The sequence below is a fragment of the Brucella sp. TWI432 genome (genome assembly GCF_039674445.1).
Lineage (GTDB): Bacteria > Pseudomonadota > Alphaproteobacteria > Rhizobiales > Rhizobiaceae > Brucella > Brucella chromiisoli.
Window position 1 is genome coordinate 446,571 of sequence record NZ_JBDJNL010000001.1, and the last position, 21,198, is coordinate 467,768.

Here is a 21,198-nt window from a genome sequence, read left to right on the forward strand (position 1 = left end):
TCATTATGCTGAAAGCACTTCCTTGGAAGCGACTGTCGAATCGGCGTTCAGCTTGTAGATGATTGGAACGCCCGTATTGAGTTCCTGCTTGAGGATCTCTTCCGGTGTCAGGCCATCAAGCGCCATGATGAGCGCGCGTAACGAATTGCCGTGGGCGGCAACCAGAATGGTTTCGCCACGCAGCACATGCGGCTGGATGGTGTGCAGGTAATAAGGCCAGACGCGTGCGCCGGTGTCCTTCAGGCTTTCGCCACCTGGAGGAGGGACGTCGTAAGAGCGGCGCCAGATGTGAACCTGCTCTTCGCCCCACTTTGCGCGGGCATCGTCCTTGTTGAGGCCCGAGAGATCGCCATAATCGCGTTCGTTCAAAGCCTGATTGCGGATTGTTTCGAGGCCGGAATGGCCGAGTTCGTCGAGAATGTGCTGGCAGGTGACCTGCGCACGCGACAGAGCCGAAGTGTATGCGAGGTCAAACTTGAGGCCGGCGGCCTTCAAACGCTGACCTGCAGCTTTCGCTTCGGCATGGCCCTGTTCGGTGAGGCCCGGATCGCGCCAGCCGGTAAAAAGGTTTTTGAGATTCCATTCGCTTTGGCCGTGGCGGACCAGGACGAGGGTACGAGACATCGCAGCACTCCGTTGGGATGAAAGATCAGTTAGTCGTTTAGCCCGAGAACATCGAGCATGGAATAAAGGCCGGGTTTCTTGCCGTGTGCCCAAAGTGCTGCTTTCACAGCGCCGCGCGCAAAGATCGTGCGGTCCTGAGCATGGTGAGCCAAGGTGATGCGCTCACCCTCTCCAGCAAATATCACCTCATGATCGCCGATAACCGAGCCGCCGCGCAGCGTCGCAAAGCCGATTGTGCCCTGTTCACGTGCCCCGGTATGACCGTCGCGCACGCGCACGCTTTTATCGAGAAGATTGATCGAGCGACCTTGCGCTGCGGCTTCACCAAGCAGAAGGGCGGTGCCGGACGGCGCGTCAACCTTGTGCTTGTGGTGCATTTCAAGGATTTCGATGTCGAAATCTTCAGGGCCGAGTGCCTGAGCCGCCTTTTTCACGAGGCCCGACAGCAAGTTGACGCCGAGGCTCATATTGCCGGATTTGACGATTGTCGCATGGCGCGCTGCGGCACTGATCTTTTCTTCGTCTTCGTTGGAAAGGCCCGTGGTGCCGATAATATGTACGATACGTGCTTGCGCAGCGAGGCCTGCATAATTGAGCGTTGTTGCTGGTGAGGTGAAATCGAGTACGCCCTGCGCCTTTGCAAAAACCGGCAGCGGATCATCGGTGATCGCGACACCGAGCGTGCCGACGCCTGCAACGTCGCCAGCGTCTTTGCCAAGATATGGTGAGCCGGGACGCGCAATAGCGCCAGTGAGACGCGCACCGTCAATTGCCTGGATGGCGCGAATGAGAGCCTGTCCCATACGCCCATTGGCGCCCACAACAACGAGCCCGGTTTCTGCACTATCAGCCATTGGACTTTTCCTCTGTGCCATTGTTCCCGATGAGCATGTCATCCTTGCCGCTCTGAAGCTGATAGAAGCGGGCATAGACGCCGTTTTGTATCTTGATCAGGTCATCATGACGACCGTCTTCAACCACATGACCTGCTTCCATGACAATGATGCGATCCGCGTTAACAACAGTGGAAAGACGATGCGCGATCACGATCGTGGTGCGCTCATGCATGATGTGATCAAGTGCCTGCTGCACACGCTTTTCCGACTCATTATCGAGTGCGGATGTCGCTTCGTCGAGCAGAAGCACAGGCGCATCCCGCACAATAGCACGCGCAATCGACACGCGCTGGCGCTGGCCACCGGAGAGCGTCACACCGTTTTCACCGACCGGCGTATCGTAGCCCTGCGGCTGCTGTAGAATGAACTCATGCGCATTGGCAAGTTTTGCCGCTTCGATAATTTCTTCCTGTGTCGCATCGGGGCGTCCGTAGCGGATATTATCGGCAATCGAACCTTCAAACAGATAAGGCTGCTGCGAAACATAGGCGACGGAATGACGAAGCGACTCTTTCGTGACTTTGGCAATGTCCTGTCCATCGAACAGAATCTGTCCGCCGGAGACATCGTAGAACCGCTGCACAAGGTTGATCAGTGTGGATTTGCCAGCACCAGACGCGCCAACGATGGCAGTTGTTTCTCCGGCCTTTGCTTTGAAGCTGATGCCATGCAGCACCGGGGTCAATTCGTTATAGGAAAAATGCACATCCCTGAAGTCGATCTCACCTGCTCCCGCTTTAAGCGGTACGGCGTCTTTTGCATCACCCTGATTGGGTTCGATGTCCAGTACTTCGTAGATCATGCGGGCGTTGACGAGCGCGCGCTCAAGACCAACCTGCAAACGTGCCAGACGGCGCGCTGGATCGTAAGCCAGAAGCAGTGCGGTGATGAACGCAAACATAGAACCGGGAGGCTGCTGGTTGAGGATCGCATTATACCCACTGTAAGCCAGTACACCGGCAATCGCAAAACCCGCCAGAATTTCCGAAATAGGGGTTGTGCGTTCAGAAACGCGGGCGATCTTGTTGCTGCGGTTTTCCGTCTGGTCGATCAGCGTATCGATCTTACCGCGTAGCTGATCTTCCATTGTGAATGCTTTGACAATGGCAATGCCCTGAACGGATTCCTGCATGGCACCGAGAAGGTGCGAGTTGAGATGCACAAGATCACGCGTTACGGTACGGATGCGGCGCGAGATATAGGCAACTGCCAGAACCAAAGGTGGTCCGATGAGGAAGACCGCTGCCGACATATAAGGGTCGGTATAAAACATCATGCCGATAAGACCGATCAGCGCAACGAAGTCGCGCGCAATCGACGTGATTGTCATGTTGAGCAAATCGCGGATGCCGTTCACGTTCTGATTGATCTGGGCTGCAAGATGGCCCGAACGCGTATCATTATAAAAGTCGAGGCCGAGTTTAAGCAGATGGTCGAAGATGCGCTTCTGATAGCGCGCAACGAGGTTGTTGCCGATCTTGGCCAACTCGACAGCCTGAATATAACTCGAAAGTCCACGAAGCACGAAAATCCCGAGAATCGCGCCGCAGATAACCCAGATGAGACTGATCTTCTGCTCATAGAAAATCTTGTCGATCATCGGTTTCATCATATAGGCCAGCGCGCCATTGGAAGCGCCAACCAGCAGAGAAGCAGCAATCGCGATCGCGTAGCTTGCCTTATACTGGCTCGCGTTTTCCGACATCATGCGACGAATGACGCGTGTGGCTTCGCTCGGATCGATTTTCTTTTTTTTCTTCTTGAGTAGACTCACGGGCAAAGTGCTTTTTATCTGTCAGCCGCTGGCTGTCGTTGATCATGCATTTTCGCGTGTCTCTTTGGACAGGAAACGACAAAGGCTGCAATGGAACAATTCATTGCAGCGCTTCTATATCCTTATCTTCGCCGCTTGACTATGCCTCAGAAAAATCTGGGCCTGAGAAAGAGCATTGGCTCAGGCTCTGCTCCAGCGGCGGCCATGGGTTGAAACCTCAAATCGCGTTGGGGTACGGGCAAAGGCCGATAGTCCACTGAGCGCTGCAAGCGGATGCACGACCACACGAACCGGAATATCGCGCATGAAATGCGTATGCGGAGCCTTGTCTTCAAAGGCTGCGCGGAACGATCCTGCCTGTAGCGCGGAAAGAATGCGCTGCGGAATGCCGCCCGAAAGATAGACACCGCCATGTGCCTTGAAGATGAGGGCTAAATCGCCTGCGATACGGCCCAGATAGGTCACAAAAAGTTCAAGCGTTTCCACTGCTTGTGGGTTGCTGCCGTCCAGACCGGCCGCGGTTATGTCCGGCGGTGTGTCCAAAACGGGTGTTATTTTATCTGCCGCGCAGACTGCAAGATAGAGATTGCGCAGACCACGCCCACACAGAATCTGCTCTGCCGCAACACGCCCTTCGATGGTTTCGATATGCGGGAAGACCTGATAATCGCGTTCGCTGCGCGGACCAATATCAATGTGCCCCCCTTCGCCGGGAACCGGAACCCAGGCTTTCGTCGTGCGCACCAGACCCGCAACGCCAAGCCCTGTGCCCGGTCCAAGCACAACGCGGGTTGCAATGATTTCTTCATCATGCCCGCCAATCTGATGCAGATATTCTTTTTCAATTGAAACAACGGCAAGTGCCTGTGCTTCAAAATCATTGAGCACGGTCACGTCTTCAAAACCAAGATTGGCGATCATTTGTTTTGGACGCACAACCCAATCGCAATTGGTTAGATCAATTTCGTCACCATCGACGGGCCCGGCAACTGCCAAAATGGCAGAGCGGGGGCGAACGGAAGTATGGTTGAGCACGGTCTGCTCAATCGCATCGTCAATTGTTGCATAATCTGCAGTCTGCACCACAGGAAATTCTTTTGGCTCTGCATGAGAATCAATAAGCAGCGCAAAGCGGGCATTGGTTCCACCAATATCGCCGACGAGGACGGGAAACTTGAAACTCTGGTCAGCGTTGATCATGGTGTGCCTTGTTATTTCATTTTTTCTTATTATGCGCGGCTCGTGGCTGCGAAATGGGTTTAATCCAGGACGCGCACGAGCTTCTCAGCGGTGGCAGGATTAAGGGCCATTGGGATGTCATAGACGCTGCCCAATCGTGTGAGGGCTTTTACATCGACATCATGCGGGAGTGGCGAGAGCGGATCGATGAAGAAGATCAGGGCCTGCACCGTGCCTTCCGCAATCATTGCACCAATCTGCTGGTCGCCGCCAAGCGGGCCGCTTTTGACGCGATGAATATTAAGCGTTGGACATGCTTCCTGAATGAGTCCACCTGTGGTTCCGGTGGCCACGATATCATAATGCGACAAAGCCTTTTCATGGTTACGCGCGAAAGCAACCATCTCGTCTTTTTTCAGATCGTGAGCAATCAGTGCAATGCGCAGGCGTTTCGTCATGAGGTTGATAACCTTGTCATTTGCATTTTAAATCGGTTAAAGCCTATAGCGAAGCTAAGGGGCAGTGAAAAGCATGTTTTCTAATACACGCTCCAGACCCTAATTCTCAACAGATACTAGTTTGCCCCATAGATCACATCAGCGATTGAATCGGGCGAAGGGCCAGCGAGCACCGCCGCACAGGTCTTTGGCAAGTCGGATACCATGACCGGCTTTGGCTTCTTGGGTAGTTCTTTCGAAGGTTTGGCTGGCTTCCACGGTTCATCCGTAAACCACCATGCCAGCGATTTGTCGCAACCGTCACCCGCAGCCACCTTTGGCTGTGGTTTGCAATCGGGCGATCCCGGCTGGCAATACAGTCTGACGTGGAAATGATAAAAATGGCCCCAGTAGGGGCGCACCTTGCCAAGCCAGCTGCGGTCTCCTGTTACGGTGTCGCAAAGCTGCTTCTTGATGCCGGGATGCACAAAAATGCGTTCGACTTCAGGATAGCTTGCCGCATGCCGGATCAATGCCGTCCGGGCGGGTGTCCATTTTTGGGGATCAACATAAAGGGAATCGTTTTTAAGCATCGATACAGCCGATACGCTTTCGCGTTCTGCATCCGTAAAGCGCTTCTTCGGCATGGGTGTGAGCCAGATATCGGCATCAAGTCCAACCTGATGCGAGGCATGGCCTGTCAGCATTGGACCACCACGTGGCTGCGAAATATCGCCGACCAGAAGACCCGGCCAGCCATCTTTCGCTGCATCACGCGAGAGCTTCTCCAGAAGGGCAATCGTGCGTGGGTGTCCCCAGTTGCGATTGCGCGAAAGCCGCATCACCTGCCAGTTCGGACCATCGACGGGAAGCGCGACGGCACCTGCCAAGCAGCCCTTGGCATAAAAGCCAATCGATTGCGGCTCTTGTGCGAGAACGGGAAGTTTCTTGCCGCCGAAGGCTTGTTTGGCGGGCATGTCCTGCGCCTGTACCTTCTGCGCGAGGTTCGGGGCAATCATCGCCGAAAGACAGGTTGCAAGGATGAAGCGTGACCAGAATTTTGACGTGGATTTCTTATCCATCGGGCCGTTCCCAAAAACTTTTGTTCGAATCATTCGAACCAATGTGCAGAATTATGCTTTGCCTTTATTCAAACGGCAATCAGCGCCATGTTTTCTCGTTCCACATGGCGGAAAACGCTATTTTATAATCAGGATAGAGGAATGTGTAGCCAAGATCTTTTATCCGACGGTTTGAAACGCGCTTGTTCTCGCCATAAAAGGACCGCGCCATCGGCGTTATATCGGCGTCTGCAAAGGAAACTTCTGGCGGTGGAACAACGCCCATCAGTTCCGCAGCATAGACCACGACATCCTGCGGCGGCGCAGGTTCATTATCAGTGATGTTGAAAGTGCCGCCGCTATTGGTGCCTGCCAGAAAGCGCAGACTTCCGGCAATATCTTCGACATGAATACGATTGAAGACCTGACCGTCCTTAATGATCCGGCGGGCGGTGCCGTTTTCAAGATTGATGAAGGCGTTGCGGCCCGGACCATAAATGCCCGACAGGCGTAAAAGTGCGACAGGCGTTCCATGGCGCTCGCTCAACGCTTCCCATGCGTTCTCTGCTTCGATCCGTTCCAGTGAGCGGCGGGATGCAGGCGCGCATTCAGCGGTTTCGTCAATCCAGTTGCCATCGTGATTGCCGTAAACACCCACAGTCGACAAATAGCCGATCCAGCGGATGGTGTTGCCAGGCCGCCGAAGTGCTTCTTCGACAATGGCAAGGGATGGATCACCGTTTTCGCGTGGCGAGATCGAGATCACGACATGGGTTGATTTGGCGAGCCGGTCGATCAGATCGGGCGAGGCGGTTTCGCCATCAAAAACGATGGGCGCAATACCCGCTTTTTCAAGCATCGCGAAATTCTGTTCATGGCGGGTGGTGCCATCAATGCGCTCTGCCTCTCCGGTCATCAGGCGTGAAAAAGCTCTCGCAGAATAACCGGCCCCAAACAGAAAAATACGCATGTCAGCTCTCCTCCCATATCCATTCTGTGCGTACCGTATCATCCTCTTCGTGCGATGCCAGACGTTTCCGTAAATTTGTAAAGCGATCTTTTGCGGCGAGCTGTTTGAGCGCCCAGACGGCTGCGCCCCGCACGATGGGGGCCGGGTCATTGAGCAGCAATTCGACCTGGTTGAGCAAGGCCGGGTCTTGCGAATTGCCGGTTGCGATCAGTACATTGCGCAGAAAACGGTCGCGACCGATCCGTTTGACGGGAGAACCGGAAAACAGTGTGCGGAAGGCTGGATCATCGAGTGCAAGAAAATCAGCAAGCCTTGGAGCCTTGAGATCGTCACGCGCTTTCAGCTTCATTTCGCTGGTTGCCTGCGCAAACTTGTTCCACGGACAGACCGAAAGGCAATCGTCGCAACCATAGATGCGGTTGCCCATGGCTTTGCGAAACTCGTGCGGGATCGGGCCCTTGTTCTCGATGGTGAGATAGGAAATGCAGCGTCCCGCATCAATCCGGTAAGGCGAGGGGAAAGCCTTGGTCGGGCAGGCATCGAGACAGGCACGGCAGGAACCGCAATGATCGCGATCCGGCTCATCGGGCGGAATGTCAGCCGTTGTGAAGATCGACCCAAGAAACAGCCAGGAACCGAGCTCACGGCTGACCAGATTGGTGTGTTTGCCCTGCCAGCCAAGGCCAGCGGCCTGCGCCAGCGGCTTTTCCATCACAGGTGCCGTATCGACAAATACTTTTACGTCCTGCCCGGCACGTGCGGCAAAGCGGCTTGCGATATGCTTGAGTTTGCCCTTGATGATGTCGTGATAGTCGCGGTTTTGCGCATAGACCGAGATTGCTGCGCGGTCTTTATGATCAAGAATACTGAGCGGATTGCTGTCGGGACCGTAATTCATGGCCAGCATCATGATCGAGCGAACCTCTGGCCAGAGAACGCTGGGGTTTGCCCGACGATCTTCGGTTTCTTCCATCCACAGCATATCGGCGTGATGGCCATCGGCAATATATTGCCGAAGACGTTGGGGTGCTTGCGGAATTGCATCCGGTGACGTGAAAGCCACCGCATCAAAGCCCACCGCCTTCGCTTCTTCAATCAGAAAGCGCTTAAGCTTTAGCTCTTTAGAGTCAGAAGTCGAGGTCGCCATAATGAGCCACTGGAGCTAGTCCGCGTACACGATCGGCCAGCAACGGGCGGAAAGCTGGGCGCGATTTCATGCGAGCGTACCAGTCGCGCGCGGCTTTTGTCTCCCCCCATTCGATTTCGCCAAGATAGTCGAGCACGGAGATGGATGCTGCTGCTGCCATATCAGCATAACTGGGATGACCGCCTGCCAGCCAGTCGCGTGTTGCGGCGAGCCAATCGATATACTTCATATGCTGGCGGATATTGGTGCGCGCGGCACGGATCGCTGTCGAATCGGGTGCACTGCCGCCCATTTCATCGGCCATCTGAAGCTTGAATACGCGTTCACGCGCGATGTGGCGGGTGACTTCGTTTTCGAGTTTGAGCAGAAACCAGTCGACAAGACGGCGCACTTCTGCGCGTTCCATAGGGCTTTCGGGCAAAAGACGACGACTGCGTTTCAAGGCGCCGCGTGTTTCATCAAGATATTCTGCAATGACGGTTGCACCAACAACCGGCAGATCGCGTTCAGCCAATAAGACAGGAAGCGTGGCTGCAGGGTTGAGCGCCAGAAATTCCTTGCGGCGCGACCAGGGACGCTCCTCAATCAGTTCGGCTTCAACATCATATTCACCGAGAATAAGCCGCACATAGCGTGAGCCTGAAGACATAGGATGATGAAAAAGCGTAAGCATAATCGACGCGGTACTCTCGACTGACAAGCTTTAAGTGATCTCCGATGAAGGCCTGTGGCTAGCATTTGCACTGGCAGCAGTTTATTTCTGCTGTCAGGCGATTCGAGCCACCTCAACGGAATGTTTAGTTTATAGGTGCTATGCTTGACTGAGACAAGCAATCGCTGGGAGCGCTTAGTGTAGCACTTTCATGCTTAACAGCTCGTCAAGATGCGCCATTTTTATCCTGCCACCTTCTAAGGTACTGACTTCATGGAAATTTATAATCTTCTGGAAGCCGCTTTTCTCGGTCTTATCGAAGGTTTGACGGAATTCATCCCCGTTTCCTCAACAGGCCATCTGCTGCTGATCGGCCATTTTCTGGGCTTTGAATCAACTGGCAAGACCTTTGAAGTGCTCATTCAGCTCGGTGCGATCCTTGCAATCCTGAGTGTCTATTCGGCAAAGCTTCTCAAAATCCTGACCGATTTCCCACGTGATGCGCGCACACGCCGCTTTGTACTGGGTATTCTGGTGGCGTTTCTGCCAGCCGCTGTCATTGGCGCAATGGCACACGGCTTTATCAAGAGCGTGCTGTTTGAAACACCGATGCTGATCTGCATCATGCTGATCATTGGCGGTTTCATTCTTTTGTGGGTTGATCAGTTGAATCTCAATCCGCGTTATCGCGATGTGATGGATTATCCGCTGCCGATTTGTCTGGCGATTGGCTTTGTGCAGTGCCTTGCCATGATCCCCGGCGTATCGCGCTCAGGTTCGACCATTGTTGGTGCGCTTCTGCTCGGTGCTGACAAACGATCAGCGGCGGAGTTTTCATTCTTCCTCGCCATGCCAACCATGGCCGGCGCTTTTGCCTATGACCTTTATAAAAGCCACAGCATGCTCTCGTTCAACGACACAGCACAGATTGTCGTTGGCTTCATTATGGCCTTTATTTCAGGCGTATTCGTCGTGAAGCACCTACTTGATTATGTCTCGCGCCACGGTTTCAAACTGTTTGCATGGTGGCGTCTGATCGTCGGCGCACTTGGAATGGCTGCCCTATTGATTTGGGGGTAAGCCGAAAAGAGCGCATAAAAGAAAAGGGGCCTTTCGGCCCCTTTGTCTTATCTGCATCGATACTCACGCAAACCCGGTCTTGGTATACTGACCGGCAACGCGATAGCGCCAGAGATAGGCGGGAAGGATTGCATCCACCGCTTCTGGCTGAATGCCCATGCCCTGAAGCGTGCGCCCTTCCTTGGTGGCTTTTTCCGAAACCACATTGTCTGATTTCAGCAATGTCACCTGATCATTGGTGAGCAAAGGATTTGGCAGCAAGCTAAGAACCGATGCCTGAAGGCGAGCCACCCACCAGGGCATAGAGACGATGATGCGCTTGCGGGCGATGACGCCGAGCATATCTTTCATCCAGTTCTTGAATGGCTGTACGTCTGGACCGCCCAGTTCATAAACCGCACCCGGTGTCAGCTTGCCATCAACGGCGTGTGCAACAGCTTCCGCAACATCGCCGACATAGACTGGCTGAAGTTTTGTTTCGCCGCCGCCGATAACCGGCAGGAACGGCGAGAAGCGCGCCATATTGGCGAAGCGGTTGAAAAAGCGGTCTTCATGGCCGAAAATGATCGACGGACGCAGGATAACTGTATCCGGCAGGACCGAAAGAACCGCCTTTTCGCCCTCTGCCTTGGTGCGGGCGTAGTCAGACTTCGAATTGGCATCGGCCGCCAGTGACGAAAGATGCGTCAGCTTGAGGCCCGCTGCCTTTGTGGCTTCGGCGATGTTCTTTGCACCCAGCACCTGAACGCTGTTGAAGCGCTGCTTGCCGCCTTCAGCAAGAATGCCAACGAGATTGATGACGTGATCTGCACCCATGATGGCGCGCTCAACCGAGCCGCGATGGCGTACATTGGCCTGAACCATCTGAATCTGGCCGACATTGCCGAGTGGCGCCATATAATAAGCAATCTCCGGCTTGCGCACGGCAACGCGCACACGATAGCCACGCTTGGTGAGGCTGGCTACGACCGCGCGCCCAACAAAGCCAGAGCCGCCGAAAACGGTGACCAGTTTTGGTCTGTTGTGAACTTCGTTCGGTTCGGTCTTCATCCTGAACTCCTGCATGAAAGCCTTATTATAGTGCCGGACATGATGATTACGGCATGTTTTCTGACGGTGATTTATCGCCTTTTGGCAACAACGCAAAGGGGACTTGTTGTCACGATTGCGACAAAGGCTGCTTTTCCCGTATTAAACGCGCAATACCGCTTTGAGATTTCGCGGCTTACTGGTAAATCGCGCGCATGAGCACACCACTTGACCATATTCGCAATTTTTCGATCGTCGCCCATATCGACCACGGCAAATCGACGCTGGCCGACCGCCTCATTCAATTGACCGGTGGGCTGGACACGCGTGAGATGAAGGACCAGGTCCTCGACTCGATGGATATCGAGCGCGAGCGCGGCATCACCATCAAAGCCCAGACCGTTCGTCTTACCTATAAGGCGAAGAACGGCGAGGACTATGTGCTGAACCTTATCGACACCCCCGGACACGTCGACTTCGCCTATGAAGTTTCGCGTTCGCTGGCTGCGTGCGAAGGTTCGCTTCTGGTGGTGGATGCCTCACAGGGCGTGGAAGCGCAGACGCTGGCCAATGTCTATCAGGCCATCGACAACAACCACGAGATCGTGGTGGTTCTGAACAAGGTCGATCTTCCCGCAGCCGAGCCTGAGCGGGTTCAGAGCCAGATCGAAGAAGTGATCGGCATTGATGCAAGCAAGGCCGTGATGATCTCGGCCAAAACTGGCCTCGGTATTCCTGATGTGCTGGAAGCGATCGTCGAGCAGCTGCCGCCGCCGAAAGAGGGCGATCGTAACGCACCGCTGAAAGCCATGCTGGTGGATAGCTGGTATGACAGTTACTTGGGCGTTATCGTGCTGGTTCGCGTTATCGACGGTGTGCTGAAAAAGGGCCAGACCATCCGCATGATGGGTACAGGCGCGAAATATCCGGTTGAACGCACGGGCGTCTTCACGCCGAAAATGGTTCAGATGGATGAACTCGGACCGGGTGAACTGGGCTTCATCACCGCTTCCATCAAGGAAGTGGCGGATACCCGCGTCGGTGATACAATCACCGAAGACCGCCGCCCGACCGAAAAGGCTCTGTCCGGTTTCAAGCCTGCGCAGCCGGTTGTGTTCTGTGGATTGTTCCCGGTTGATGCTGCCGACTTTGAAGACCTGCGCGCTGCGATGGGCAAGCTGCGTCTCAATGATGCGTCGTTCTCGTTTGAAATGGAAACCTCTGCGGCACTGGGTTTTGGCTTCCGCTGCGGGTTCTTGGGGCTTCTGCATCTTGAAATTATTCAGGAACGTCTTGAGCGTGAGTTTGATCTCGACCTGATCACGACGGCGCCTTCGGTTGTCTATCGCCTGAATATGCAGGACGGTTCGCAGAAAGAGCTGCACAATCCGGCTGATATGCCGGATGTGGTCAAGATCGAAGCGATTGAAGAACCGTGGATTCGCGCAACCATCATGACGCCAGATGATTATCTCGGTGCGATCATGAAGCTCTGTCAGGAACGTCGTGGCCTCCAGATCGATCTGACCTATGTTGGCCCGCGTGCGATGATCACCTATGATCTGCCGCTCAACGAAGTCGTGTTCGATTTCTATGATCGCCTGAAATCGATCTCGAAGGGCTATGCTTCGTTCGACTATAACCTCTCGGATTACCGTGAAGGCGATCTGGTTAAGATGTCGATCTTGGTGAATGAAGAGCCGGTTGACGCGCTTTCGATGCTGGTTCACCGTTCGGCTGCTGAAAAGCGTGGCCGCGCGTTGTGTGAAAAGCTCAAAGAGCTGATCCCGCAGCATATGTTCAAGATACCGATTCAGGCAGCCATTGGTGGCCGTATCGTTGCGCGCGAAACCATTTCGGCCCTGCGCAAAGACGTGACGGCCAAGTGCTACGGTGGCGATATTTCGCGTAAGCGCAAACTTCTGGACAAGCAGAAGGAAGGCAAAAAGCGCATGCGCCAGTTCGGCAAGGTGGAAATCCCGCAAGAGGCCTTCATTCAGGCCCTCAAGATGGGTGATGATTGATCCTGGGTTTGTTTTAAAGAGGCGCTTCGGCGCCTCTTCTTTTTTATAATATTACTTTATTATCTTTAAAGGAGATATTTATGTTTGGACTGCTGAGAGCTGCAATCGAGTTCTTAAACTCAGCCCTAAATCTTTTTGTGAACCGATCAGAGAAGCAAGACGAAAGCCGCCGAACGAAAGAGCAGCAAGCTTGGCAGTGGTTGGATTATCACTTGCCTGCTCTAGAAAACGCCGCGCAAGATGCATATTCCTTCATCTTGAAGAAGTCATCTGCGCAAGTTTTGCTGGATTATGCGGGAGCAACTTATCCCTTTGTTGAAAAGCTGAGTACTTTCCCATCAGACGACCGAAATGCCATCAAAGTCAATTTTCTGAAGCTTCGTGGTAAAGAATCCAAGAGAGGCTGGGCCAAGTGCAATTCTTATGTGAAACTATGGCGAAAATGCGTGGGACAGTTTCCTGCTGATTTGCCTGATTTGCCATACGATATTGAGAAGTTTGACAAGGTTTATCGAGTCTTTGTTACGGTGACCGGAACGAAGTAAGACGGAGGTACTGAAAATGTTTCCCGCAATCTCCATCACCTACTGCACGCAATGCAATTGGATGCTGCGGGCAGCGTGGCTGGCGCAGGAGTTGTTGCAAACGTTCGGACAGGACTTGAGTGAGGTGGCGCTGCGGCCCGGCACCGGTGGCGTGTTTGAAATCCATCTTTATATGCAGAACGGTCAGGACGAATTGATCTGGGAGCGCAAGCGTGATGGTGGTTTTCCCGAAGCCAAGGTGTTGAAGCAGCGCGTGCGCGATCTAGTCTGGCCTGATCGTGATCTCGGACATTCGGACAGCAAGCCAAAGCCGGAATAAGATAAAGCCCGCAAGTTGCGGGTTTTTGTTTATCTAAGTTGCAATCGAAATTGCTCTTGCTTGATCACAGAACGCACGCTTGCGTTATCGTTGATATTGCACAGGTTCGCATTTTCTTTTGTGCAGAAAAACCCAATAAATTGCCGCCCGAGTGAACGTTAGGCTTGTCAGCCGCGATAGGAGCGCTTATGCCAATTATGTAACGATATTACATAACAAATTGATGCAAGAGAGAGAACAAATATGGTAAAATTACTTGCTTCGCTTGGCTTTTGCGCGGCTATGGCTGTTTCAGCTCCGGCCCTGGCAGAGACAAAGGAAAAAGCGGTGTCCAGTCACAATCATTCTCATGATCACGCCCCTAAGCAGGATAAGAATGTTTACAACGGCTATTTCGAGGATAATCAGGTCAAAGACCGCAAGTTGTCCGATTGGGAGGGCGATTGGCAGTCAGTCTATCCCCATCTGAAGGATGGCACGCTTGATGCGGTATTTGCGCATAAGGCAGAGCATGGCGATAAGAGTGCCAAAGAATACAGCGATTATTATGAAATCGGTTATCGGACGGATGTTGACCGTATCGTTATCAAGGGTGATGAAGTGTCCTTTTATACAGGGGGCAAGGCCTCATCTGGCAAATATGTAAGCGATGGCTATGAGATTCTAACCTATGCCAAGGGCAATCGCGGCGTTCGCTTTATCTTTAAAAAGGTCGAAGGCGATAGCACAGCGCCTGACTATATGCAGTTTAGTGATCACCGCATCGCACCAGAAAAGGCTGATCACTATCACCTCTATTGGGGCAATGATCGTGCGGCTTTGCTTAAAGAAGTTACGAACTGGCCAACATATTATGCTTCTTCACTCAGCGGCAAAGCTATTGCGCATGAGATGATGCATCATTGATTATCTGATCTGCAAACAGAGAGAAAAAATCAAAGGCTGAGGCACGAAAAGTGCCTTGGCCTAGGTTATGTTGACAAAGTGAGGTAGCCGTATTTTGACGGCTGCGATAGCGAGGAACGCCTCAAAAGATTTTCTGGTTTTATCTTATCGTGTGGCAATGCGACCGAATTGTTTTAGTATGTTGAACATACGCTCAATGCGGTTGCGATCTTTGTAAGCTCGGAAGTCACAGGCGGGCGGGTCTTTCCGGTTCGCTTTGGGCAGAATAACGGGCTTTATGCCACTGCACGCAAGAGCGTTCCGAAACTATCGCCATCATACCCTTTATCAGCCAGCAATAGTCTGGGCTTCTTCACAGGTATAGACATCAATTCTGCGACAGCATTGTAATCCGAAGCTTCTCCGCCTGTCAGGATAAAGCCAAGAGCGCGTCCCATCGGTAAGATCACCACGCACCATCACTGCCTCCTAAAAGACAGTCTTGAATCATGCTTTAGTTGATTTTGGAATCCACTTTGTCAACGCGACCTAGCTGTGTCAGTCATTCTTACTTCCTCATTAGTCAGGTGCATTCAATTTTTCGTACGCTTCAAATAGCGCGGAAACGAGAACGCCATTTATGCGCATTCCTGTCAGATCCGCATCCTTTATGTCGGCATCCACAAGTGTGACGCCGCTGATGGTAATACCAGTCATGTTAGCGTTTGTGATGCTTATGCCGGTCATGTTTACATCATTGAATTTCGCTTTGCTCAAAACCGCGTAGAATCGTGCTTCTGACAGATTTACTCCGTCGAAATTGGTGCTGGACATATCTGCGCGGTGATAATGCTCGCCCTGCAACTGAGGTCCGTCGAATGGGGTGTTCTTTGGCGTATCACTCATGTTGGCGTATCCTCATGTTAATTCATCAACGATTTCAGTTTGCACTATAGCACCTGATTATCAACGGCTAACAAATGGACGAACGTCACGAGCGTCATGGAGTTCTACTGGGTCTCCTGAATTTTAAGGATGGGTCTGCGCAAAGTTGCGCATACCCCTATATTCCTGCCGGTATAATCTCGACGCCATACAACCACGATTATATCGGATTATTGTGCGCGCTAATCAAAACGGTGTAGTGGCGGATCGTGACACACCATTTTATTTTTGCTAACGATATCACTGTCAGTCTCTGGGAGAGTTGCGATGAATTGCGGACGATGTGGCGATGAAGCCTGCAAAGAGGGTTTGAAATGTTTAAGCTGCGGCGCTGAATATCGTCGTAAGCGGTTTCTTCTGTTCTCAACCGTTTTGTTGAGTTTGATTATTTCCGTTGGTTTCCTAGCGAATTGGTCAGGTTACGTGCCAGTCGTGTTTTGGATAGCCTTACAATTACCGCTGACTGCCTTGATGTATCGTGCATCTCGCAAATCTTGGCGAGTGAGACCGGTTAGTTAAAGTTTCGATTCTTTGTGTTTCAACCCCGCTTACTGCGGGGTTTTATTTTTGGAGCGATTGATAACCGCCAAACTTCTCGCTCTCTGCCTTTATCATCATCTCCGCATGCGCATTACCTAACAGCGTCACACAGCGCTGAATTTGCGGACCAATACGCGCGCACGCGCGAGGCTTCACCGATTTATCTGACATCATATCGCCAGAGAAACACCGATTTAATTCCGGTCATCACGCGAGCCTAAGCTGGAGAGGGTCTCTCCAAATTTGGAGACACCCGTTTTCATGGCTTTCACTAAAATACTACGATTTACTGGGTGTCCATTTTGAGCAGTGCGAGCGGGGATGGGGTTTTGAGGGTTTTGAAGGTTCCGCTTCTGGCGTATTTGATGTTTTTTCGACAAGGCAGAGAGCGCTAAAATGCCGCCGCATAACAGATCATATTCCGGCAAATTCCAGATAGGTTTCAAGGCTACCAAAATGTATTGGGGGAAATATTGGAGAAAGAAACATCCCCACTAAGGGAAATCTCTAATATTTTCAATTATTTACTGAAAAAGAAATGGCGCACCCGAAATGCTCCAAACCAATTTCTAACTAATTGAAATGATTGGAAAACTGGCGACGAATTTTGTGCGGTGGGGCGCGTAATGTATTGCAAAATGTGGCACAAAAATCAGCAATTAATTTAACCTAACACACTCAATAGATAGTCTCAATATTTGCAGATTGCCCCTGTGGATAAGGGGCGCTCTGCCACATTGATTTCAGTTGCCGCAGTCTACTTCCTCTTTGATCTGCTCGACTTCGTCCAATGTGCGGCACACGTTCTCGCAAGGGATACCATCGCCATCTCTGTCCGCCTGGCTGTATCCGTTGCACCACATTATCACGGCTTCCTTACATGAACGAGCTGCCTTACAGCTCGCTCGAGCTGCTTTCACGATCGGCGATGTTGTCTGCGGTGCCGTCAATGCGGCGGGTTGCAGTTCAGGGTTTCGCTGCTGCTTACGCCAATCCCATGGCATTTGAAATTCACCGCTCCAAAGCCCTCTCTTGGAAGATCGTGCCTCCTGTTCGTTTACGCTATAACGGCCGTCAGAATATTTCGTGTACTCTACCGCCCAACCACGTCTGACCATCTCTTGATTGATATCGACGCCATCAACGAAGCAAACAGCTATCGCGCGGCCATATCGATCAGTGTCCAGTTGCTCGCACGCAGCCCGGCCATTCCTTCCAATAATTTCTGCCAGGGCGTCGGCAGCCTTCGATCCACACAGATAGCGGTCTCCAAGTTCATTCAGACAAGGCTGCTTGCCTTCAGGCGCGTCGATCCCGTACAAGCGCACTCGTTGTTTCATACCTTCGATAATGATTGTATCGCCGTCGACGACGGTAGCTTTGCCTTTGAAATCGGCCGACACTGCCGGCCAGGCGATCAAACACAATAATGCTACTGCAACTTTAAGCATGAACTCCCCCTCACGTCGGCGCTGACCGATTTCATCGGCGCCACCTTTTGCCCACCGGCAACATGCATCTAGCCAAATCAAGTTGCAAGCTGGGCAGATACGGTGAGGCGGATGCAATCAGCCTCTAGTGGCTTGATCGCTGGCTTTCAAATGATCGGGTGTATGTCGCTTTAAAACCCGGGCTCTGTGCCGCAACAATAGCCGTCGCGTACCCCGAAGCTCCACAACCTTATCCCAGGCTGCAAGTGCGAAAAGCGCATTGCCCGAACAAAGAAGAAGCTGTTGCACGTGGAGATTATGATCGTCCCACTGCTCAATGTGAAATTCCATATCGTGATAAACTGGAAGACCGTAAGTCCCCATCTCGGATACCTTTCCATTGTATCGCGAGCATCACCGCCGGCAGCTATATAGGCTGATCATTCATACAGCGCCAGTGGACTACGTCGAGAATTGGTGTGATCTTGTGAATGACACACGTTAAGGATCATGGCTCATGGAGAATTTCGACGGTATCGCGGCAACATTACTTTCCTCGACCGCGACCTTTGCAGCATTAGTCTCTCTGCTCAAGCGTAAGGCGATACTATCCGATGAGGACGAGCGTGAAATGTACGAGCATGCGCTATTGTTGCTGGAAACTAGTCAGGCTGACGAACCTGACTGCGGCCCTATATATGAATTGGCTCGTAACGTTATCGAAGAACAGTTGAAGTCTCACGGGGAGGGATAAGCATGTGCGGACGCTTCACCCAGACATACACTTGGGCTGAGATACATGCCATGTATAATCTTATTCCTTCCACGCCGCGCAATCTTCAGCCTCGGTACAATATCGCCCCTACGACCCAGATTGGCGTCATTACACAGGACGGACAGAGTCTCGCATACTCTGAAATGCGTTGGTGGCTGGTTCCGTCATGGTGGTCAAAGGATTTGAAAAGCGTGCCAGCAACGTTCAACGCTCGGGCGGAAGACATTGAACAAAAGCCGATGTTCCGAAACGCAATTAAACGAACCCGTTGTTTGATCCCTGCTTCCGGCTTCTTCGAATGGACAGGTGATAAGTCCGACCGCAAGCCATGGTTCATTTCGGCTACTGACGGCAAGCCGCTGACATTTGCAGGACTGTTCGACACTTGGAAAGATCGCAGCACTGGCGAAGAGGTCCAAAGTTGCACGATCATTACGTGCGGCGCGAATGCCTTCATGGAACGCATACACAATCGCATGCCCGTTATACTTGATCAAAAAGATTGGCGTGATTGGCTCGCCCAACCGCGTACGGATTTGCTTAAGCCCGCAAATGATGACGTACTTCAGGCATGGAGAGTATCCACGAACGTCAATTCCAGTCGCTATCAAGGTGAAGATACAATGGAGGAGGTGCCGGAATGAGAGGACCGAAGCAAGCAGGTGACTATTCAGATCGGGATATCGATTGCCAACAGGACATGGCCGAGGGGTTCACCGATCGTTTCGACAGGGAGCTATTGAGTGGCAACGGTCGGCCGACTGCCATCAGGGAAGGCTTAAGAGCCACCCAACAGGTCGAATGGAACGACGTGGTAACAGACGCCGTCAATGCAGGTTGGTCAGAACAAGAGGCACAGACAGCGCTATCTATTGTCGTTGACGGGATTCTCCGCGGCGAGGCTGGTACTGATCCCGATGAGTAAAACGCAAAAAAGCCCCGACGCCGAAGCGCCGGGGCAATATCCTTGGGATGATAAATTATTAAACTGGTTGCGTGAGTAGGGACGTTCCAGAGGTCTCGACAGCTTGAAAATGCATTCCGAAGTAAAAGCCTATTAGTAGCAACACGGTGGAAATGATCGCTACGACCCACCATTGCGCTTTGATCTTCAGGCCGTCCGTCGTTATCTGAGGGCTGATTTGCATCAGACTGAACGCTGCTATGTGGCAGGCGCGGCCGAATTGCGATTGTGCAGAGCCAATCCAGTCCGGCGGCTGACCGTTGAAGTTCCACCAAAGTCCATACATCCCTGAAGAAGCTGAACCTATGGCGAAAAGGAAAACGGCTACTACAGCTAAGTGGCTACCTCGTCCTCCGTCTGGTCCGTAATGTCTTTCTTGCTTGAACAAGACTCGGTAGGCAGGAGGCGTATACTGGTAGAAAGTCATTACCGATGCGCAAAGCAAAGCAAACGATAGCGCGCTTGAGAGGTAGGGATTAGGAACCAAGGGCGCCAACATCCAGAACGCCAACGCGATCGAAAAGGCGAGCCACAGGAGGCGATTATTTTTTACGTTTGCCACTGTCAGCCTCCACTAGGATCATTGCGTGGGTCATGTTGCGAAGGACGCGGCTCGCAGACGTTACTATCTGCTCATGCTGGCGTACCTCGGCCTGTAATTCTTGTTGTGTAGACTGAAGGCGCTCACGCTCATTCGAAAGCTCGCTTTCCAGATTTCGGCGCTGCTTAACCGCCTTCGGACCTATCGCTAGTTTTTCGAGAAACGTTGAGAAGCTCATACGCGAATCCTTTCCCGAACGAGCTCGGACAATCTTGCGATGCCCTCAGCATTGTTGCGAGCTTGGTCCGCCAGTTTCACAACTGCTTCGCCAGTAGCGCGGATCTGCTCGGTATTTGCGCTTACGATCGAGCGTGTCGCTTCGCTTTCGGATGCGAATTTACGGACGTCCTCCAAATGCGCTTGTTGCGCTTCGGATTTTTCCTTGAGGATGGATTTTGCCCAAAAGAACATGGCGACAATGGCCGCCATCATAATCACGAGCAGCGAGCCTAAGAGAGGGTCATAATCCATAAGGCTCTTGCCGGCCGAGATGAGAGATGCATCGTTCATGGTAGCTCTCCCGGAAGGCAATAGGCTTTTCTCGCAGCATTATTCGCGCGAACTTCCAACTGCGTCTGTGGTGCATCGACACTAGAATAAGTGACGGGCTGCCAGGCTCGGCAAACATCTTTTGCGATTCCTGCCTCAGTCCCGACGGAACTCGTCGTCAAGTTCGGGGTGCACCCGACCAGCAAGAACGTCGTCGCGAGCAGCGACAGCGCGATCAACACGCTTGGAATGGATGTTCTCGATTTCATTGAGGACGGCTTTCTCTATGTCGGACCTTTCGGCTCGCCGCGCGAAATACGCAGCGAGCTTCAGGAGCAGGGTCAGGATCGAGAGCGAACTCATTTGTCGCTTATGACCGCAGAGACCTTTGGAGCCAGATGACGCTCAAGATCTTCAGGAGTGAGACCGAAATACTTTACGGCGTCTGGCACAGAATCGATAACGAACTTGACGCCACTTGCGAGTGCTGCATTTCGCAAATCAACCTTCACCCCGTTCGGAGTGGCTTTTGCGACAGCGTAGCGCGCACCGTTCATGAGAGCTGATTGCAGCGCTTCGCGGTGATTGGCTTCGATGGTGATGCCTGTCCAATCGCTCAGCTTCTTTGTTGCCCAGGTGATGGCGGCGGTGATTACTGCACCGAAGAATGCCAGCAAATAAGGAGTGAACTCGGCAATCAAGGAATCGAAATGCACGACCGTCGTTTTATCCGCCACCTCTTGGGCTACAGCGATAAGTGGCGCAATGAGAATTGCGATTACAGACAAGACGAGGAAGGCGAGGGCTTTGCTGATCATGATTTTCTCCATAA

General features: G+C 52.5%; 25 protein-coding genes and 1 pseudogene. 8 read left to right on the forward strand and 18 right to left on the reverse strand.

Annotated features, from left to right (window positions below; genetic code table 11):
• Positions 1–3: 3 nt before the first annotated feature.
• From ABE527_RS02100 to ABE527_RS02140, 9 genes are all read right to left on the reverse strand, one after another.
• Positions 4–624 (reverse strand): 2,3-bisphosphoglycerate-dependent phosphoglycerate mutase, encoded by a 621-nt coding sequence (locus ABE527_RS02100; RefSeq protein ID WP_499695942.1) that lies wholly within the window; start codon positions 622–624, stop codon positions 4–6.
• Between the two features lie 29 nt (positions 625–653).
• Positions 654–1,478, reverse strand: a complete 825-nt coding sequence (gene dapB, locus ABE527_RS02105; protein ID WP_499695943.1) for a 4-hydroxy-tetrahydrodipicolinate reductase — start codon at positions 1,476–1,478, stop codon at positions 654–656.
• Positions 1,471–3,294 (reverse strand): ABC transporter ATP-binding protein, encoded by a 1,824-nt coding sequence (locus tag ABE527_RS02110; RefSeq protein ID WP_499695944.1) that lies wholly within the window; start codon positions 3,292–3,294, stop codon positions 1,471–1,473. Before ABE527_RS02110 ends, dapB begins: the two co-directional genes overlap by 8 nt.
• A gap of 180 nt (positions 3,295–3,474) precedes the next feature.
• Positions 3,475–4,494, reverse strand: a complete 1,020-nt coding sequence (locus ABE527_RS02115; protein WP_499695945.1) for a glucokinase — start codon at positions 4,492–4,494, stop codon at positions 3,475–3,477.
• A 59-nt stretch (positions 4,495–4,553) separates the two neighbouring features.
• Complete coding sequence (locus ABE527_RS02120; protein WP_265982881.1) at positions 4,554–4,931, reverse strand: methylglyoxal synthase; 378 nt, start codon at positions 4,929–4,931, stop codon at positions 4,554–4,556.
• Between the two features lie 116 nt (positions 4,932–5,047).
• Positions 5,048–5,992, reverse strand: a complete 945-nt coding sequence (mepA, locus tag ABE527_RS02125) for a penicillin-insensitive murein endopeptidase (RefSeq protein WP_499695946.1) — start codon at positions 5,990–5,992, stop codon at positions 5,048–5,050.
• A gap of 79 nt (positions 5,993–6,071) precedes the next feature.
• Positions 6,072–6,941 carry an SDR family oxidoreductase gene (locus ABE527_RS02130; RefSeq protein ID WP_499695947.1) on the reverse strand — a complete coding sequence of 290 codons (870 nt, stop codon included), beginning with the start codon at positions 6,939–6,941 and terminating at the stop codon, positions 6,072–6,074.
• A 1-nt stretch (position 6,942) separates the two neighbouring features.
• Positions 6,943–8,088, reverse strand: a complete 1,146-nt coding sequence (queG, locus tag ABE527_RS02135) for a tRNA epoxyqueuosine(34) reductase QueG (RefSeq protein WP_499695948.1) — start codon at positions 8,086–8,088, stop codon at positions 6,943–6,945.
• The gene (locus ABE527_RS02140; protein ID WP_265983836.1) at positions 8,069–8,761 is read right to left on the reverse strand and encodes a glutathione S-transferase family protein; all 693 of its coding nucleotides are present in this window, start codon (positions 8,759–8,761) and stop codon (positions 8,069–8,071) included. Before ABE527_RS02140 ends, queG begins: the two co-directional genes overlap by 20 nt.
• Positions 8,762–9,013: 252 nt before the next feature.
• Between ABE527_RS02140 and ABE527_RS02145 the strand changes: the two genes are divergently transcribed.
• A complete protein-coding gene (locus ABE527_RS02145) occupies positions 9,014–9,820 on the forward strand; it encodes an undecaprenyl-diphosphate phosphatase (protein ID WP_265982887.1) in 807 nt (268 codons plus the stop codon).
• Between the two features lie 63 nt (positions 9,821–9,883).
• Here the strand turns inward: ABE527_RS02145 and ABE527_RS02150 are convergent, their stop codons facing one another.
• Entirely contained in the window at positions 9,884–10,870 is a 987-nt protein-coding gene (locus tag ABE527_RS02150; RefSeq protein ID WP_499695949.1) for a complex I NDUFA9 subunit family protein, read from the reverse strand.
• A gap of 194 nt (positions 10,871–11,064) precedes the next feature.
• Between ABE527_RS02150 and lepA the strand changes: the two genes are divergently transcribed.
• From lepA to ABE527_RS02170, 4 genes are all read left to right on the forward strand, one after another.
• A complete protein-coding gene (gene lepA, locus ABE527_RS02155) occupies positions 11,065–12,873 on the forward strand; it encodes a translation elongation factor 4 (protein WP_265982889.1) in 1,809 nt (602 codons plus the stop codon).
• A gap of 80 nt (positions 12,874–12,953) precedes the next feature.
• Positions 12,954–13,418 carry a hypothetical protein gene (locus ABE527_RS02160; protein WP_499695950.1) on the forward strand — a complete coding sequence of 155 codons (465 nt, stop codon included), beginning with the start codon at positions 12,954–12,956 and terminating at the stop codon, positions 13,416–13,418.
• Positions 13,419–13,434: 16 nt separating this feature from the next.
• Entirely contained in the window at positions 13,435–13,737 is a 303-nt protein-coding gene (locus tag ABE527_RS02165; protein ID WP_265982892.1) for an Rdx family protein, read from the forward strand.
• A gap of 243 nt (positions 13,738–13,980) precedes the next feature.
• A complete protein-coding gene (locus ABE527_RS02170) occupies positions 13,981–14,643 on the forward strand; it encodes a ZinT family metal-binding protein (RefSeq protein WP_499695951.1) in 663 nt (220 codons plus the stop codon).
• A gap of 60 nt (positions 14,644–14,703) precedes the next feature.
• Here the strand turns inward: ABE527_RS02170 and ABE527_RS02175 are convergent.
• The 3 genes and pseudogenes from ABE527_RS02175 to ABE527_RS02185 form a co-directional block, all read right to left on the reverse strand.
• A pseudogene (locus ABE527_RS02175) lies at positions 14,704–15,077 on the reverse strand (transposase); the annotation flags it as partial.
• Between the two features lie 124 nt (positions 15,078–15,201).
• A complete protein-coding gene (locus ABE527_RS02180; protein WP_499695952.1) occupies positions 15,202–15,528 on the reverse strand; it encodes a pentapeptide repeat-containing protein in 327 nt (108 codons plus the stop codon).
• A gap of 1,322 nt (positions 15,529–16,850) precedes the next feature.
• Entirely contained in the window at positions 16,851–17,558 is a 708-nt protein-coding gene (locus ABE527_RS02185) for a thermonuclease family protein (protein WP_499695953.1), read from the reverse strand.
• A 496-nt stretch (positions 17,559–18,054) separates the two neighbouring features.
• On the opposite strand from ABE527_RS02185, the gene ABE527_RS02190 reads away from it, so the two are divergent.
• Genes ABE527_RS02190 through ABE527_RS02200 form a run of 3 tightly spaced genes read left to right on the forward strand, consistent with a single transcriptional unit; the run spans position 18,055 to position 19,237 of the window.
• Positions 18,055–18,291, forward strand: a complete 237-nt coding sequence (locus ABE527_RS02190; RefSeq protein WP_499695954.1) for a hypothetical protein — start codon at positions 18,055–18,057, stop codon at positions 18,289–18,291.
• 2 nt (positions 18,292–18,293) lie between these two features.
• Complete coding sequence (locus tag ABE527_RS02195) at positions 18,294–18,956, forward strand: SOS response-associated peptidase (RefSeq protein WP_499695955.1); 663 nt, start codon at positions 18,294–18,296, stop codon at positions 18,954–18,956.
• Positions 18,953–19,237: a hypothetical protein gene (locus ABE527_RS02200; RefSeq protein ID WP_499695956.1), complete on the forward strand. Its 285-nt coding sequence runs from the start codon at positions 18,953–18,955 to the stop codon at positions 19,235–19,237. The genes ABE527_RS02195 and ABE527_RS02200 overlap by 4 nt, the downstream gene beginning before the upstream one ends.
• 58 nt (positions 19,238–19,295) lie before the next feature.
• Here the strand turns inward: ABE527_RS02200 and ABE527_RS02205 are convergent, their stop codons facing one another.
• From ABE527_RS02205 to ABE527_RS02225, 5 genes are all read right to left on the reverse strand, one after another.
• Positions 19,296–19,838 carry a hypothetical protein gene (locus tag ABE527_RS02205; protein WP_499695957.1) on the reverse strand — a complete coding sequence of 181 codons (543 nt, stop codon included), beginning with the start codon at positions 19,836–19,838 and terminating at the stop codon, positions 19,296–19,298.
• On the reverse strand, positions 19,819–20,055 hold the full coding sequence (locus tag ABE527_RS02210; RefSeq protein ID WP_499695958.1) for a hypothetical protein: 237 nt from the start codon (positions 20,053–20,055) through the stop codon (positions 19,819–19,821). Before ABE527_RS02210 ends, ABE527_RS02205 begins: the two co-directional genes overlap by 20 nt.
• Positions 20,052–20,387, reverse strand: a complete 336-nt coding sequence (locus ABE527_RS02215; protein WP_499695959.1) for a hypothetical protein — start codon at positions 20,385–20,387, stop codon at positions 20,052–20,054. Before ABE527_RS02215 ends, ABE527_RS02210 begins: the two co-directional genes overlap by 4 nt.
• A 135-nt stretch (positions 20,388–20,522) precedes the next feature.
• On the reverse strand, positions 20,523–20,729 hold the full coding sequence (locus ABE527_RS02220) for a hypothetical protein (RefSeq protein WP_499695960.1): 207 nt from the start codon (positions 20,727–20,729) through the stop codon (positions 20,523–20,525).
• Complete coding sequence (locus ABE527_RS02225; RefSeq protein WP_499695961.1) at positions 20,726–21,184, reverse strand: hypothetical protein; 459 nt, start codon at positions 21,182–21,184, stop codon at positions 20,726–20,728. The genes ABE527_RS02220 and ABE527_RS02225 overlap by 4 nt, the downstream gene beginning before the upstream one ends.
• Between the last annotated feature and the right edge of the window lie 14 nt (positions 21,185–21,198).